The 16,194-nt window shown below is 38.3% G+C and carries 16 protein-coding genes; 2 read left to right on the forward strand and 14 right to left on the reverse strand.

Going from position 1 to position 16,194, the window contains the following annotated elements:
• Positions 1 to 2: 2 nt before the first annotated feature.
• The 14 genes from CDL10_RS03825 to CDL10_RS11370 all read right to left on the reverse strand — a co-directional run bounded on the left by CDL10_RS03825 (position 3) and on the right by CDL10_RS11370 (position 11,757).
• Entirely contained in the window at positions 3 to 557 is a 555-nt protein-coding gene (locus tag CDL10_RS03825; RefSeq protein WP_100677314.1) for a 30S ribosomal protein S16, read from the reverse strand.
• 179 nt (positions 558 to 736) lie between these two features.
• Positions 737 to 1,738 (reverse strand): GTPase ObgE, encoded by a 1,002-nt coding sequence (gene obgE, locus CDL10_RS03830; RefSeq protein ID WP_100677315.1) that lies wholly within the window; start codon positions 1,736 to 1,738, stop codon positions 737 to 739.
• Complete coding sequence (locus tag CDL10_RS03835) at positions 1,738 to 3,024, reverse strand: hemolysin family protein (RefSeq protein ID WP_100677316.1); 1,287 nt, start codon at positions 3,022 to 3,024, stop codon at positions 1,738 to 1,740. Before CDL10_RS03835 ends, obgE begins: the two co-directional genes overlap by 1 nt.
• Positions 3,025 to 3,085: 61 nt before the next feature.
• Positions 3,086 to 3,658: an adenylate kinase gene (locus CDL10_RS03840; RefSeq protein WP_100677317.1), complete on the reverse strand. Its 573-nt coding sequence runs from the start codon at positions 3,656 to 3,658 to the stop codon at positions 3,086 to 3,088.
• A gap of 161 nt (positions 3,659 to 3,819) precedes the next feature.
• Positions 3,820 to 4,473: a hypothetical protein gene (locus CDL10_RS03845; RefSeq protein ID WP_100677318.1), complete on the reverse strand. Its 654-nt coding sequence runs from the start codon at positions 4,471 to 4,473 to the stop codon at positions 3,820 to 3,822.
• Positions 4,474 to 4,920: 447 nt separating this feature from the next.
• Positions 4,921 to 7,077 carry a S46 family peptidase gene (locus tag CDL10_RS03850; RefSeq protein WP_100677319.1) on the reverse strand — a complete coding sequence of 719 codons (2,157 nt, stop codon included), beginning with the start codon at positions 7,075 to 7,077 and terminating at the stop codon, positions 4,921 to 4,923.
• A 22-nt stretch (positions 7,078 to 7,099) separates the two neighbouring features.
• Positions 7,100 to 7,693, reverse strand: a complete 594-nt coding sequence (locus CDL10_RS03855) for an outer membrane beta-barrel protein (protein WP_100677320.1) — start codon at positions 7,691 to 7,693, stop codon at positions 7,100 to 7,102.
• A gap of 57 nt (positions 7,694 to 7,750) precedes the next feature.
• The gene (rlmB, locus tag CDL10_RS03860; protein WP_100677321.1) at positions 7,751 to 8,497 is read right to left on the reverse strand and encodes a 23S rRNA (guanosine(2251)-2'-O)-methyltransferase RlmB; all 747 of its coding nucleotides are present in this window, start codon (positions 8,495 to 8,497) and stop codon (positions 7,751 to 7,753) included.
• Positions 8,498 to 8,601: 104 nt separating this feature from the next.
• Positions 8,602 to 8,802, reverse strand: coding sequence for a dodecin family protein (locus tag CDL10_RS03865; protein ID WP_100677322.1), 201 nt, complete (start codon positions 8,800 to 8,802; stop codon positions 8,602 to 8,604).
• A 54-nt stretch (positions 8,803 to 8,856) separates the two neighbouring features.
• Entirely contained in the window at positions 8,857 to 9,939 is a 1,083-nt protein-coding gene (locus CDL10_RS03870; protein WP_100677323.1) for a hypothetical protein, read from the reverse strand.
• 34 nt (positions 9,940 to 9,973) lie between these two features.
• Entirely contained in the window at positions 9,974 to 10,459 is a 486-nt protein-coding gene (locus tag CDL10_RS03875; protein WP_100677324.1) for a YkgJ family cysteine cluster protein, read from the reverse strand.
• An 81-nt stretch (positions 10,460 to 10,540) separates the two neighbouring features.
• Positions 10,541 to 11,233: an SMUG2 DNA glycosylase family protein gene (locus CDL10_RS03880; RefSeq protein ID WP_100677325.1), complete on the reverse strand. Its 693-nt coding sequence runs from the start codon at positions 11,231 to 11,233 to the stop codon at positions 10,541 to 10,543.
• 90 nt (positions 11,234 to 11,323) lie between these two features.
• Positions 11,324 to 11,548 (reverse strand): Txe/YoeB family addiction module toxin, encoded by a 225-nt coding sequence (locus CDL10_RS03885; protein WP_100677326.1) that lies wholly within the window; start codon positions 11,546 to 11,548, stop codon positions 11,324 to 11,326.
• Positions 11,524 to 11,757 (reverse strand): DUF2683 family protein, encoded by a 234-nt coding sequence (locus CDL10_RS11370; protein ID WP_133119451.1) that lies wholly within the window; start codon positions 11,755 to 11,757, stop codon positions 11,524 to 11,526. The genes CDL10_RS03885 and CDL10_RS11370 overlap by 25 nt, the downstream gene beginning before the upstream one ends.
• Before the next feature lie 282 nt (positions 11,758 to 12,039).
• Between CDL10_RS11370 and CDL10_RS03895 the strand changes: the two genes are divergently transcribed.
• Positions 12,040 to 13,392 carry a peptidylprolyl isomerase gene (locus CDL10_RS03895; protein WP_133119452.1) on the forward strand — a complete coding sequence of 451 codons (1,353 nt, stop codon included), beginning with the start codon at positions 12,040 to 12,042 and terminating at the stop codon, positions 13,390 to 13,392.
• A gap of 332 nt (positions 13,393 to 13,724) precedes the next feature.
• Entirely contained in the window at positions 13,725 to 15,983 is a 2,259-nt protein-coding gene (locus tag CDL10_RS03900) for an aconitate hydratase (RefSeq protein ID WP_100677329.1), read from the forward strand.
• Positions 15,984 to 16,194: the final 211 nt, after the last annotated feature.

Consider the following 16,194-nt stretch of genomic DNA (forward strand, 5'->3'; position numbering starts at 1 on the left):
AATTAAGCTTCTTTTTCTTCGGTGTTATCCTCAGCAGCAGGAGTTTCTTCAGTTGCAGTTTCTTCTACAACCTCTTCTTCTACAGCAGGAACTTCGGCTTCAGCCTGAGCTTCTTCAGCAGCTTTCACACGTTTTGCACTTACTTCTTTTTCAGCTTCTAAGGCTTTTGCTTTAGCAGCAGCTTTAGATTCTGCCAATCCTGTAGATTTTGCAGTAATTTTGTTTTCTTTTTCTTCCAACCAAGCAGCGAATTTCTCGTCAGCTTGCTCTTGAGTGATAGCTCCTTTACGAACACCTCCGTTCAAGTGGTGTTTCAACAAAGCACCTTTGTAAGACAAAATCGCACGAGCTGTGTCTGTCGGCTGTGCACCTTTGAATAACCAGCTTGCAGCCGAATCAACGTTCAAGTCGATAGTTGCAGGGTTAGTGTTTGGATTGTAAGTTCCGATTTTTTCAAGGAATTTACCATCTCTTTTTGCACGCGAATCTGCGGCAACAATCCAGTAGAAAGGTTTCCCTTTTTTACCGTGTCTTTGTAATCTGATTTTTACTGGCATAATCTTAATTGATTTAGTGAGGGTACCCGACCCTCGGTTGTTTAAGGGTGCAAATGTAAATATTAATTTTTAATTACGTATGTGATTTTGGAATTATTTTGCGGAACAATTTATGTTTTATGTGTTTGGAATTCAGACTTCAGCATTAAATAAAAGAAACCTGAAACAACATCTAATGGCTATTTATTCAATAAATCCCACAAACGGTCTTTCAGTTCAGTTAATCCTAATTGAGCGACTGATGAAATAAACAGATAGTCAACGTTTCCAAGTTCTTTGTCTAACTGTTGTTTGATCTCGGTTTTTAATTCTTCGTCCAGCATATCCGATTTGGAAATCGCAATCAGTTGGTCTTTGTCCAGCAATTCAGGATTGTATCTCCTCAGCTCGTCCAGCAAAATTTCATATTCTTTCTTGATATCATCGGTGTCGGCAGGTATAAGAAACAGCAATATGGAGTTCCGTTCGATATGTCTGAGGAAATAATGTCCCAAACCTTTTCCTTCGGCAGCACCTTCGATAATCCCGGGAATATCAGCCATAACAAAAGAACGAAAATCTCTGTATGGCACGATGCCTAAATTGGGTTTGAGTGTTGTAAAAGGATAATTTGCAATCTTTGGTTTGGCGGCGGTAATTACCGACAATAGCGTAGATTTTCCGGCATTCGGAAAACCAACCAAGCCGACATCTGCCAGAACTTTAAGCTCAATAATAACGTCGATTTCTTCGCCGGGTAATCCGGGTTGGGCATAACGCGGAGTTTGATTCGTTGAACTTCTGAAATGCCAGTTACCCAAACCGCCTTTCCCGCCTTCTGCTAATATTTTTTGCTCGCTATCTTCAGTGATTTCAAAAATGACTACGCCGGTTTCTTTATGTTTGACTACCGTTCCGAGCGGGACATCGATATAAACATCTTCGCCGTCGGCACCTGTGCTTCGTGAGCTACCACCGTCACCTCCGTGACCGGCTTTGATGTGCTTGCCGAATTTCAGATGGTGTAATGTCCAGAGGTTCTTATCGCCACGAACATATACGTGTCCGCCACGTCCGCCATCGCCGCCATCAGGTCCTCCTTTGGCGATATATTTTTCTCTGTGAAGATGTGCAGAGCCCTTGCCTCCGTTGCCGGACGCCGCATAAATTTTTACGTAATCTACAAAATTCCCTTCTGTCATTAGTCTTCTTGTTCCGGATTTATTATCCTGATTCCTACTTTGTTAATTTTATTTCCGTCACTGTCTAAAATCTCTATTTCGAGATTATTCCAGTACAGTTTTTCCCCGTTTACCGGGATATATGATAATTCTTCCATGACCAATCCGCTGACGGTTGCCACATCGTATTGGTTGATAAACTCGTCCAAATCAAAATAGGTAAGTAAATCATGTAACGGATAAAAACCGTCAGATTCCCAGTAATCGTCATTGATTTGTGTGAGTTGATATTCGTCTTCGTCAAATTCGGACGCGTCGCCAACCAATGCTTCCAAAATGTCATTCAGTGTAAGTACACCTTGGACCACGCCATATTCGTCTGTGACTAAAGCAAAATGATTTTTGGTCGATTTGAATATTTCCAAAGCGTGATATGCCGAGGTAAATTCGTTCATGAAAACAGGTTCGTTGATGATAGACTGAAAATCGACATTTTCTTTCTCAACCATCAAAAATATATCTTTTAATGATACTATCCCGATAACTTCTTCCATGTTTTGTTGGCAAACCGGATAGAAAGAATGGATTTCATTAACTACCTTGTTTTTTACTTCCTGAAAAGTGTCTTGCATTTGCAAAAATACAACCGATTTCCGGTGGGTCATCAATGAGTTGATTTTTCTGTCGCCGATATTAAAAACCCGCTCAACGATGTCTTGCTCGATTTCCTGTACTTCGCCGTCGATGGTACTTGCCTTAATCATTCGTCGGATTTCTTCTTCGGTTACGCGTTCGTCGTTGGCAGAATTAATGTTTAATATTCTCAGTACGTTGTCGGTGGTTTTGGTCAGTAACCAAACAAACGGTGCGGTTATTTTTGAGATAAAACTCATCGGTAACGCCATGGCTTTGGCAATGGCATTCGGATAGCTCAGTCCCAAACGTTTCGGTAACAATTCGCCAAAAACCAATGTCAGAAATGTGATGATTATCAAAATAACCGTTACTGAAATGGTGGAAGAATAGGGGACTAATGCCGGAACGTTTTCTATGGTCAGTTTGAGGTCGGTTGCGATTTTGTCGCCCGAAAAAATACCGGTTAATATTCCAATCAGCGTAATGCCTATTTGTACTGTTGACAGAAAGTTGTTAGGCTTTTCTACTAATTGTAATGCTGCTTTTGCTCGTGAACTTCCCTTTTTGGCATCAATTTCCAAACGGCTTTTTTTGACCGAAACGAGTGCCATTTCGGACATAGAAAATACGCCGTTGAGCAAAATTAAAAACAGTATGATGATAATTTCCATATAGTAAAGATAAAAAACCTTATCGTTTTAGCAATGATAAGGTTTTTAGAAATTCAAAAAATTACAGCTGGTCGATTACCTGACTCAACCTGACCGTAATTTCGGGTATTTCTCCTATTCCGTTTACTGCGTAGTATTTATTTTGATTTTGGTAATACGCAATCAGCGGGGCTGTTTTTTCGTTATATTCTTTGTACCGGTTTCGGATTTTTTCCTCGTCCTGGTCGTCTGTTCTTCCGGAAGTTTTTCCTCTTTCCAGAATTCTTTCCACTAAAATTTCGTCGTCAGCCTCCAAAGCAACCGTGGCGGTAACTTCGAGGTTCAGTTCTTTCAGGAAGTTGTCCAAAGCCTCAGCTTGGGCAATCGTTCTTGGGAAACCGTCAAACAAAAAACCGGATTTGTCCATGTTTTTTTTCACTTCTTCCTTGAGCATATTGATGGTAATTTCGTCCGGAACCAATTCTCCACGGTCGATATATGTTTTGGCGATTTTGCCTAATTCGGTTTCGTTTTTCAGGTTATACCGAAAAATATCTCCGGTTGAAACATGGTATAAATTGTATTGTTTTTCTAAAAATGTTGCTTGTGTGCCTTTGCCCGCTCCGGGTTTTCCAAATAATATTATTGATTTCATGTAACTGTTAATTCTAAAGATTATCCGTTTTTGGAATAAACTTAATTTTCAAGACCGCAAAGATACTAATTTTCAACTTACTATTTATCTGATTGTTAAAAAATATTTCACACAACAAAAGCCACCCGATTTGGATGGCTTTTTGTGTGTTGTGATGAAATTTATAAAAACGAGTTTGCAATAATGTCAGCATATTTGCAATTCTCAATCCATAGACTATACGACTCCTTTGTTTGGTCATCTATATTAGAATTATTCAGTAACTCTTGATAGCCATTACAAACATACTCGTTGTCTATAGAATAAGCTACAATTTTTCTTGCAGTTTCTTTTGTGTATGATTCATCTATAGTAGATATTACATTTAGGGCATTATATAATAAATGATATCCAAGATACTTATTGTTTACTAAAATATCAATGTTTCTCTTAAATGCATTAAGTATATCTTCGTCTTGTGGCTTAATTGATAATTGAGTTATCAATTCTTTTCTTTTGAGTACAACATAAGCAACGTATTGCTCTTCACTGCTATTTAGCCCTTGAGAATGAAATTTGTCAAAATATTCCCAGCCATATTGATTAGACATTTCTTTAGTTTGAAAATCATTCTCAAAAATTAATTCTAAAGCACTCTCGTTTTCATCAGTAGATGAAATTAAAGGGATATGCGATAAATCATTTGTGTTTGATGCAAATGTTTTTTGATAATTTTTAGCATTTTCTTGTTCATTTGATAGTTGTTTCTCGCCATCACAAGAGATGATTAATGAGAGAAACACAATGCTCAATGTAAGTTTAAATATTTTTTTCATAACTTTTATGTTTTATTTTATTGATTTAAATTAACAACCAGACGCACCGGACGGATACCAGCCTCTGTAATTTGTGTGAAAAGTGTAAGATCCTGTTCTGGGATTTCTAAAGCCTGTTTTAGATATTGCATATACCTGCCCATCTATACCAGGTCGAACACAATCACCGTCTGATTCTTGACTCCAGGCGATGACAGTAAATTGCATACTGTTAGTACCTTCATGTCCATAACATATTTCAGTACAAATTCTTGCATTGAGAGATAGGTAAAATAATGCAAAGAATAATAAAAAAATCTTTCTCATATGATTTTGATTTAAATTAAATATAAAGCAATAATAATAAGCGAATTTTAAATACATCTAAAAGTTAATTTTGTGTTAATATTAAATATACAACAAAAGCCACCCGATTTGGATGGCTTTTTGGTATTGATGTGTGTTAGATTATTTTACGATATCCAACTCTTTGATGATGTTGGTTGCACCGGCATATTTGTCGATGATAAACAACACATAACGGATATCCACATTGATGGTTCTTTGCAATTCAGGGTCAAAGATTACATCACCTGCCATTGCCTCGATGTTACCGTCGAAAGCTAAGCCGATGAGCTCTCCTTTTCCGTTGAGCACAGGCGAACCTGAATTACCTCCTGTAATATCGTGGTCGGTCAGGAAATTCACGTGTAACGTTCCGTCGATGTCAGCGTATTGTCCGTAATCTTTCGCATTGTATAAATCAATGAGTTTTTGCGGATTTTCAAATTCGTCATCACCCGGAATATGTTTGGCGATAGTTCCTTTCAGCGTAGTAAACCAGTTGTCTGAAGCATCATTTACCCTGTCAGTACGACGAGGTAGATCTCTTACTGTTCCGTAGGTCAATCGCAAAGTGGAGTTGGCGTCTGGATAATATTTTTTATCTGGATTAGCCTGTCTCAAACCATCAACAAAAAGACGATAAGCTCTTTGGAATTTCTCGTTTACTTCTTTCAGGTTTTCCGGCTCTTCGCGATATTTGGTCAATAAGTCGGTCGAAATTTTGTACAATTCATCATTTTCAAGCAATGTAGCGTCCGGATTATCCAAAAATGCTTTTAGTTTTTCCGCAGAAGTGAAAATGCTGTTTTCAAATCCTTGTTTGATAATTTTGGTGTAATCATAGTTGTTCTTTTCTCCTAACTCCTTGATGTATGGTGCGATTTCATAACCGGTAGATTTCGTTGCGTACAACTGTAATTGTTTTGCCAGCATTTCTTCTTCCATAGGCAGATAAAGATTAGCAAAAACCTCTTCGATAGCCGCCTCAAGGTTCGGACGGATATTGGCTCTGAAAGCCTCATTCGCCTGAGCATAATTAGCCAATGCATTGCCAAATTGATAAGGGATTACTGCCATGCCAGCTGTACGAAGTGTAGTCATCAGGTAATTGTCGTGACGAGCTTTTTCGTTAGTGGCTGCATAATAGGCGTTGATGTCCTGCATCACATTGCCATATTTGGCTTTGTTTTCCATCTGGTTTGCCCATTGGTTGAACTCAGCTTCATTTTTGCGTTTGGTTTCAGCTGTTTTTTGCTCATTCAGTGCATCAATCATACCTTGACGGTTTTTCCAGTAATTAGCAACTCCGGCATAAGTGGAAGCATAATCCAGACGAACTTTATCGTTGCTGTCCATGTATTTTTTCATTACGTCCATGCCCAGTCTTGAGCCTTCTACCCACGCAGGATAAGCAAACTCTACGTTTTGCTGTACACCTTCGGCAGGCATCCAGCGGTTGGTGCGTCCCGGATAGCCTAAAATCATAGAGAAATCTCCAGCTTTGATACCGCCGATATTAACCGGTAAATGATGCTTCGGATTCATCGGGATATTATCTTCAGAATAAGGAGCAGGATTCCCGTCTTTATCGGTATAAACTCTGAAAATAGAGAAATCTCCGGTGTGGCGAGGCCATTCCCAGTTGTCTGTGTCGCCGCCATATTTTCCGATACTGTTTGGTGGTGTTCCTACCAATCGTACATCGGTATAATCTTGATAAACAAAATAATAGAATTCATTTCCCTGGAAAAATGATTTTACGGAAACAGTGTATTTTCCGCCTTCATCATTTTCTTGTTGGATTTTAGCGATTTCCTGATTGATGGCTTTTTCGCGTTCCAATTCGTTCATATTGTCGTTTACTTTCGACAAAATTCGCTCGGAAACATCGTCCATACGAACGAAAAATCTTACCGATAATCCTTCGGCATAGCGTTCTTCGGTGTTGTCTTTTGCCCAAAAACCGTTCGTCAAAATGTCATCTTCCGGTGTAGAAAGTTGAGCAATTCGCTCATAACCACAGTGATGGTTAGTCAAAACCAACCCTTGTGATGAAATCATTTCTGCCGTACAGCCGTTATCGAACTGAACAATAGCGTCTTTCAAAGAGTGGCTGTTGATACTGTAGATTTCTTCGGGTGTGAGTTGTAGCCCCATTTTTTGCATATCGCGATGATTCAATCGCTCGATAAACATTAAAAACCACATCCCTTCATCGGCTTTGACCTTTGTGGGCAAAACCATAATCATTGCGGTAAATAAAAAAATCAGTTTCTTCATTGAATAGAAATATTTAAAAAATTTAGTTAAAATAATAAGTTAGTGATACATTAAGCAAATGTGGTCTGTTTTCGGTGTTGTATGTGGTATTGGAAATCGCGTCCTCAAAAGCAGAACCTGTTTTGGTAATGCTCATTTCATATCTCGCGTTGAGGTACAATTGATCGAGTTGTACACCCAAACCGATTTGTGCACCCAAATTAAAATTGTCTTGCTTGGCATTGATAACATCTTTCAGGGTGTTTTTGTCGTCCAAATAATAGGTAAAAACCGGGCCGGCATGTAGCCTGAGAAAACTAAAATTCATGCCCACATTTATAGGAATATCCACTCGGTTTTTGGTGATGGAAAATTCCTGATTTTGTAACGTCAAGTATTCGTCTTTAAATGATGTATAAAGGATTTCCGGTTCGATGTATATCACGGCAAGGTCGATTCTTCCCGTTAATCCGGCTTGCCATCCGATATTGGCACTTCCTTTGGATTTGTAGGTTGCTTCAGCCGATTTCAGCATACCGCTTTCTCCGCTATACACCATTCCTCCTTTGATTCCGATCTGTGCTGAGGCACAGAAAGTTCCTGCAAAAATGCAGACTGCGATTAAAATATTTTTCATGGTAACTTAGGTTTGTTTCTGCTAAGGTACTTTTTTTTGAGAAAGTAGCGGAATACTTTAACTTTTTCCTAATCGTTGCCGGACAGCTTCATACAAAAATGCTCCGCATGCTACCGATACATTTAAGGAAGAAATTTTGCCATACATCGGTAGTTTGGCTTTTTCGTCAACGATTTTCAGTACCGATGGATTTACGCCTTTATCTTCTGATCCCATAATGATGGCAATGCCTTTTTGCAAATCGAGTTCGTACAAAGATTGCTCAGTTTTTTCTGTGGCAGCAATGGTTGTAATGCCTGAGCCTTGCAAATAAAAGACAGCGTCTTTCACATGATCAACTTTGCAAACCGGTATGTTGAATAATGCACCGGCAGAGGTTTTTACCGCATCTGCATTAACCGGAGCCGAGCCTGTTTTGGGAATGATGATGCCATCAGCTCCAACGCATTCAGCTGTTCGTACGATGGCTCCGAAATTACGAGCGTCCGACAGCTGGTCGAGAATAATAAACAACGGGTTTTCTTTTACTTCCAATACGCTTTCAACGAGTTGCTCTATCGTAACAAACTTTATTGGGGCAATAGCTGCTACTGCTCCCTGATGATTGTTGAATTTGCTCAATTTGTTTAATTTCTCCACCGGAACGTAGGAAAAATTAATATTGTTTTTCTTTAGCGTTTTCAGCAGCTCCTGCATCAAATCGCCCTGAGCTTCTTTCTGGATAAACACTTTGTCTATTTCTTTTCCTGCCTGAATCGCCTCGATAACAGCCCGGATACCAAAAATGTGTTGTTCGTTTTGCATGAGGCAAAGATAAGTTTTTTCGTGAAAGTCTATGAAAACATAAAAATAAAAGGCCGAAAAGTATTTCGCTTTCCGGTCTTTTAATCAGAAACTATCTGAATAGGTTACTCAATCTCAAAAGTAAGTTTAAGGTTCACGCGATATTCGACAACTTTGTTGTCTTTTACCTGTGCACTTTGATCCTGCACATAGGCAGAACGAATGTTTTTTACGGTTTTTGATGCTTTTTCCACGGCTTTTTGCGTGGCATCTTCCCAACTTTTCTCTGAGCTTGATAATACTTCAATTACTTTTAAAACTCCCATAGCTTTATTTTTTAATGATGAATAATGTCGTAAAGTTAAAACAAAAGTTTGATTTTATTCACATTCTTCCAATGAATTTATCCATTCTTCGATGAGCTGAACGCCTTCCCGGTGTATGGTGGATCTTCCAAGGCGGGGCATTCTTAGGTAAGTGTCGTCGGTATTCATCAGGAGGTAAAGCAAAGAGTTTTCAGGATTTTGCGGATCTACAATTTTCCCATTCGTTAGTACTCCCGGAATCGGGTGGGGTTGATCTACGCAAACGCCCATATTTTTGAGAAATGTCGTTTGATGATATGAAAGATTTAAAGGCGTAGATACGGCCTCTCCGCCGGTTTGGTGGCAATGAGCACACTGAATGTCAAAATAGGCTCTTGCTCTTTCCGAAATCGGTTTGGATATATCTGAATAATCAACAACCGTATTGATGCCGCCGGGTAAATTCTCCTCGAGTTTTCCTCTCTGAATCCAACGGTTAAGCTGGTTTTCGTTTCCGTCAGGATAGGTCAGTGTATAATTCAGATGAATGGGTTTGATACCTATTGGAACAAGTTCATTGTTGATAGAATGACAGGACATACATTGAGATTCGTTCGGAATTTTATAATCAAAATTAATGGTTTCGTTTAAGTGATTGATGCTTAACGGAATTGTGCTTTCACTCATGTCGAGATAAGCCTCAGACTGTTCTTCGTTCCATTTGTAGTTGGCAAAAATCCAGCCTTCGTCTTTGAGAATCATCAATCTGGTTTCGATGATTTTTTTATCTGAATTGAGCTGAGTTTCATCGTAGTAAAATATTTTAATCAAAACACTTCCGACAGGTAGGTTTAGTGGAGTATTTTCATAAGTATAATTAGCTTTCGCATTTTCCGGTAGCCATACATATCTCGTTTTTTGGGCATAATCAGTGAAAAGTTCACTATTGGGTTTGTATAACAGTAAATCTTCATGTGGAGTAAGATTTTTCAAATTTCCGGTAAAAAAATGGTATTCAGAGAGTGTTGCATAAGGCACATTCTCTAAATCAACCGAAATCGGCTCTGGTTTCTCAATGATTTCATAAGAGTTGTTGTCATCGGCACAACCAATAAATAAGCAACTGATAAACAGAAAAAAAATAGTTATTCTTTTCATTAAAGAAGGAATTAAAAAAACTAAGATAAAAAAATTATTTGAATTCTTTACTCATTTGTTCCACAACCTCGTATGCGGCAGGGCAAATCAAAGTATTTTTAATCGTCAGATGGTTGATTTGGTAGAATTTTCTCCGGTCGGTATGTGGATATTCCCGACAGGCTTTGGGGCGGTCTTCATAAACCGAACAGTAATTATCACTCCCGAGAAAAGGACACGGAACCGACTGTAGCACATAATCATTATCTTCATCAATCCGTAAATAAGTTTCGATGAATTGTTGCGGTTTTAGCCGAAAAACCTTGGCCAGTCGTTCGATGTCTTTTTGTGTGAAAAGCGGTCCGGTGGTTTTACAGCAATTTGCACACGAGAGACAGTCAATCCGGTTAAAAACATCATTGTGAATTTCCTGCATTTTCTGGTCAAAATGCTTGGGTGGTTTACTTTTGATTCGGGCGAGAAACTTTTTGTGTTCCGCTTGTTTTATCCGGGCTTTTTTGTGGTAATCTTCGAGCTTCATAAAGAGATTGTAAGAAAAATCTTATTGCAAAAATAGGTAACTGAATTGTGAAATCTATGGAATAAACCAATTAATTGTTTCTTATGAACTCAAAGCCAAAATATATTTATCAATATACAATTGCTTTTCTTTAGATTTATATTGCTGAATAAAACGAGGGTGTTCAAGAACGGTCAGTTTGTCAAAGAGTTTTTTCTCTTGATTCAGTTTTTGGATAAAATCGGCATTTTTCTTTCCTAATATGAAAACTTCTGAAGTGTCCAGCCCGAGACTGATATGCTTTTCGAGCGATTCTATCATAAAATCTTTGACGTTTGCAAAGAGCTGTTTATCATCATAATAATTCGCATTCAGGAATTTTCCTTCTTTCGATTTTCTGACAATCGCCAACGGAAAAGGTGAATTGATGTAAAACTGCTGGTAGAAATCTTTTGTACCGCCAAAAGCATCAATCATATCGTACAGAAAAACAGATGAAATTTCATGCGTGTGAGCCGATTGCATCGGAATTCCGCAAACCGATTCCAACCGCTTGGTGTCTGTAAACGGAACGCCGGTAACGCCTGCTCCGTTGCGACTTGGGTTTATGCCGATGATAAACTTTCTGCCCGAAGTATCATGGTAATATTTATGATAAAATTTTTGCATGACCACCATAGTTTCCGGATTATCGAAATAAGGATTCAGTACCTGAAAACCATCAGGTAGTTTTCCCGGATAATAAAGGTTTCGGTTAAATTCAATTACTTTTTCAGCGAAAGTTTTTGGATTCATAAGGTTAAAAATACGATGATTTTTCGAAAGCGTTTATTTGTTTTCGTAATGTCCCATTGCTGATACGACAAAAACCATAACGATTTCTTCTTAAACACGATATATAATCCGGTCTTTCTGATTTAATCTTCTCGACCAATAGCCTTGATAATCGTGCTTTAGTTGTTCCGGTTTTCCTTCTCCGGAAAAAGGTGTTTCTGCTAATTGAAAAAGAATTTTCTCAATCTTTTTTATTACCGATTTATTCCCAGACTTATAATGCTTTTGTAAATCTTTCTGAGCATTAGAGGTTATTTCGACAAAATACTTCCCCATATATCGTCTGGATTTATAGTAATTGTATTGTCTTCTTCGATATCTTTTTCCGCTCTTTTTATTTTTTCAACAAATTCTTTGCTGTATGGACTTTTTTTGTCGGAAATAATTTCAACGCCGTTGTTTTCTTTCGAGAAAAGCTCAATCAGGCTCTTTAATGTTTTGCCTGCTTTGGTACGTTCGTTTATTTTTATAGTGATTGTTGTCATAGCTTTACACGTTTTATAATCATAAAGATACAAAAAATATCCCGAATTGTATTTTCGATTAAACGAAGAAAATAGCTGATTTTGTTTATCTTTGGCGTTGGTAAATCTTAAAATTAAAATAAAAATCAACGCTTTGTGGTACAGAATAGTATCTTTGCCACATTAATTATTATCAAAAAATGAAACCGACATGTTTAAAATAATTATTAAACATACAGCGAAATGATTATTTTAAACATCAAAGGTTACATGTGACCATTGAAAAACAATAAAAATAAACACATGAAAATATTACACTATTTCCTTTTTACTATATTGCTTTGCACGATGCAAACAACCTGGTCGCAAACTTCTGACAACAAACGAATTGACGGAATTGTCGGTATGGTTGGCGATAAAATCGTTCTGGAATCTGATGTGCAGAAAAGTTTGCTGGATATTATGTCGAGGAAAGACAGACCGATGGATTTTGACGAATGCATGGTTTATGGTTCGCTGATGGAATCAAAATTGTTTTTGTACCATGCTGAATTAGATAGTATTCAGGTAATGCCCGAAATGGTAGAGCAAAACTTGCAGGCTCAGTTAGACCAGGCGGTTCAGGCTACCGGATCGATTGACGGAGTGGTAAAATTTTATGGCAAAAGCAGTTTTGAAGAATTAAGTAAATATTTGAAAGAAATTATCGAAAATAACCTGAAAATCAGTCAGTATCAAAATACGGTTGCCACTAGTGTAGAAATCACACCCGAGGAGGTTCGCCAGTTTTTTAACAGCCTTCCGGAAGAAGAATTACCGATTATTGGCGACCAGATGGAGTTGGCAGAAATTCTGATAGAACCTGAAATATCCGAAGGACAGGTGCAAAAGGTTATTGACCAGTTGAATCAGATAAAAAAAGAAGTAGAAGACGGTTCTTCATTCAGTAGTAAGGTGTATCTTTATACGGAAGACCCGGGCTCTGTGAAAAGTGGAGGATTATATTCAATCGACAAAAACAGTGATTTTGTAAAAGAGTTTAAAGATGCGACTTTTTCCTTAAAAGAAGGGCAGGTTTCCGAACCTTTCAAAACGGATTATGGCTATCATATCGTTTATCTTGAAAAGATACGAGGCGAAAAATATGATGTCAGACACATTCTGATTTCGCCGAAACCTACTGCAGAAGCTATACAGGAAGCCCGGAATCTGGCAGATGAGGTACGAATGAAAATCCTGAATAACGAAATGACTTTTGAAGAGGCGGTAATGAAATATTCTACCAACAAAACCAACAAAAACAGTAACGGTATCATGATGCACCCAAGTACGGGAGATACTCGTTTTGAGCTCAACTCAATTACCGACAGAAACCTGTACAACTCAATTTACAATCTGAAAAAAGGAGAAATATCGCCCGTAATTGCTTATAATTATAAAGATAACGCCCGTTATCAGATTATTAAAGTTTTGGATAAGATTGACAGTCACAAAGCAGATTTTTCCAAAGATTTTGTGGCAATTCAGCGTATCGCTCTCGATAATAAAAAGCGAGACAAGCTGGGTGAGTGGATTGATAAAAAAATCGGGCAAACCTATATATTTGTTGATGACCAGTACAAAAACTGTAAATTCTCTAATTCCTGGGTGCAGTAATTTGTTTGAAGTAAAACACAAAACCATCTGTTTTTCAGGTGGTTTTTTTGTTGAAAAACTATTCTAACCAAATAAAAAATCAAAAATTTTCTGTATATTTTTTTGCTAAAATCAATAATTATTGATAATTAGAGTGTTGGATTAATTGTTTGTTTGTTAAAAATATAATCATTTTTTGTGGTGTTGTTTGGTAATGATGACTATTCCTTTGTAAAATAGAATAATTATAAATAAATGTTTCTCATATTTAAGGTTTTATTAAAAACTTTCAAAAATGAAAATCGTTTATTAAATTTGCACGACTTAAAGAAATCTACTAAAACATTTGAAATATGGCTTTTGATATTGAAATGATTAAAAAAGTGTACGAGAGAATGCCTCAGCGTGTGGATAAAGCACGTGAAGTGGTGGGAAAACCTCTTACGCTGTCAGAAAAAATACTGTATGCCCATTTGTGGGAAGAACAACCGACACAAAAATACGAAAGAGGTCGCGATTATGTTGATTTTGCACCAGACAGAATTGCTTGTCAGGACGCAACAGCTCAGATGGCTCTTTTGCAGTTTATGCACGCCGGAAAATCTCAGGTTGCTGTACCGACTACCGTTCACTGCGACCACTTGATTCAGGCTAAAGTTGGTGCCGAAACCGATTTGGCAGTAGCTAACAAACAATCCAGAGAAGTATTTGACTTTTTGTCGTCTGTATCTAACAAATACGGAATTGGTTTCTGGAAACCCGGAGCCGGGATTATCCACCAAATCGTTTTGGAAAACTATGCTTTTCCGGGCGGAATGATGATTGGAACCGATTCGCATACGGTAAACGCAGGCGGATTGGGAATGATTGCTATCGGTGTTGGTGGTGCCGACGCGGTGGACGTAATGGCAGGAATGGCTTGGGAATTGAAATTCCCGAAACTAATCGGAGTAAAATTAACCGGAAAACTAAACGGCTGGACTGCACCGAAAGACGTTATCCTGAAAGTAGCCGATATCCTTACTGTAAAAGGAGGAACAGGTGCGATTGTGGAATACTTCGGAGAAGGAGCAAAATCTATGTCTGCAACCGGAAAAGGAACAATCTGTAACATGGGAGCGGAAATCGGGGCAACGACTTCAACCTTTGGTTATGATGATTCCATGAGAAGATATCTGGCAGCTACAGGTCGTCAGGACGTAGTGGACGCTGCTGATAAAGTGGCTGATTATCTGACTGCTGACCCTGAGGTATATGCAGAGCCGGAAAAATATTTCGATCAACTCATCGAAATCAACTTATCAGAATTAGAGCCGCATATCAACGGGCCATTTACGCCGGATAGAGGTACGCCGGTTTCTAAAATGAAAACAGAAGCTGCCGAAAACGGCTGGCCGATAAAAGTAGAGTGGGGATTGATAGGTTCTTGTACCAACTCTTCTTATGAAGATATGTCACGTGCGGTATCAATCGTACAACAGGCATTGGATAAAAACATTACACCAAAAGCAGAATTCGGAATCAATCCGGGGTCTGAGCAAATCAGATACACCATTGAAAGAGACGGTATCATCGATACTTTTGAAAAATTAGGAACAAAAGTGTTTACCAACGCTTGTGGACCTTGTATCGGACAATGGGACAGAGAAGGTGCTGACAAACAAGAGAAAAACACGATTGTACATTCATTCAACCGTAACTTCTCTAAACGTGCCGACGGTAACCCGAATACACATGCTTTTGTGACTTCGCCGGAAATGGTAGCTGCATTGGCAATTTCAGGAAGATTGGATTTCAACCCGATTACAGATGCTTTGATTAACGATAATGGAGAAGAAGTAAGGTTAGACCCGCCAAAAGGAGAAGAATTGCCAACCAAAGGATTCGATGTGGAAGATCCTGGTTATCAGGCACCGGCTGCCGATGGAGCAGGAGTAGAGGTTATTGTTGACCCGAGCTCTCAGCGATTGGAGTTGTTGCAACCTTTCAAGCCTTGGGACGGAAAAAATATTACTAACGCTAAATTGCTTATCAAAGCAGAAGGTAAATGTACAACCGACCACATTTCTATGGCAGGACCATGGTTGAGATTCAGAGGACATTTAGATAATATTTCTAATAATATGTTGATTGGTGCAGTAAATTATTTCAATAAGCAAACCAATTCAGTAAAAAATCAGCTTACCGGAGAATATGGCGAAGTGCCGGCTGTGCAAAGAGATTACAAAGCCAATGGTATTGATACTATTGTTGTGGGCGACCACAATTACGGAGAGGGTTCTTCCCGTGAGCACGCAGCGATGGAACCAAGACATTTGGGGGTAAGGGCTGTATTGGTAAAATCATTTGCTCGTATTCACGAAACCAACCTGAAAAAACAAGGAATGTTAGGATTAACATTTGCTAACGAAGCAGATTACGACAAAATCCAGGAAGACGATACTATCAATTTCTTAGATTTGACCGAATTCGCACCGGGCAAGCCACTAACACTAGAGTTTGTTCACAAAGACGGTTCTAAAGATGTGATTGTAACCAATCATACCTATAACGAAAGCCAGATTGCATGGTTCAAAGCAGGTTCTGCACTAAACCTGATTGCAGCAAGCTAATTTCATCTTATTTTAATAGTAAAAAGAGTCACGATTTTTCGTGGCTCTTTTTTGTTGAGGGCGGATATTAAAAAGCCTTCAAACGAGATTTTCTTAGTGTCCGACCAACGAAATTATTTTGTTATATATTGCTTGTCAAAAAAAACTTTAACGTTAAAGTTTCTTAATATAAAGAAAAAAAACTAAATTAGTAGCCAAAACCTAAACTATA

Origin of the sequence: Avrilella dinanensis, assembly GCF_002807015.1 — a bacterium.
Classification (GTDB): Bacteria; Bacteroidota; Bacteroidia; order Flavobacteriales; family Flavobacteriaceae; genus Flavobacterium; species Flavobacterium dinanensis.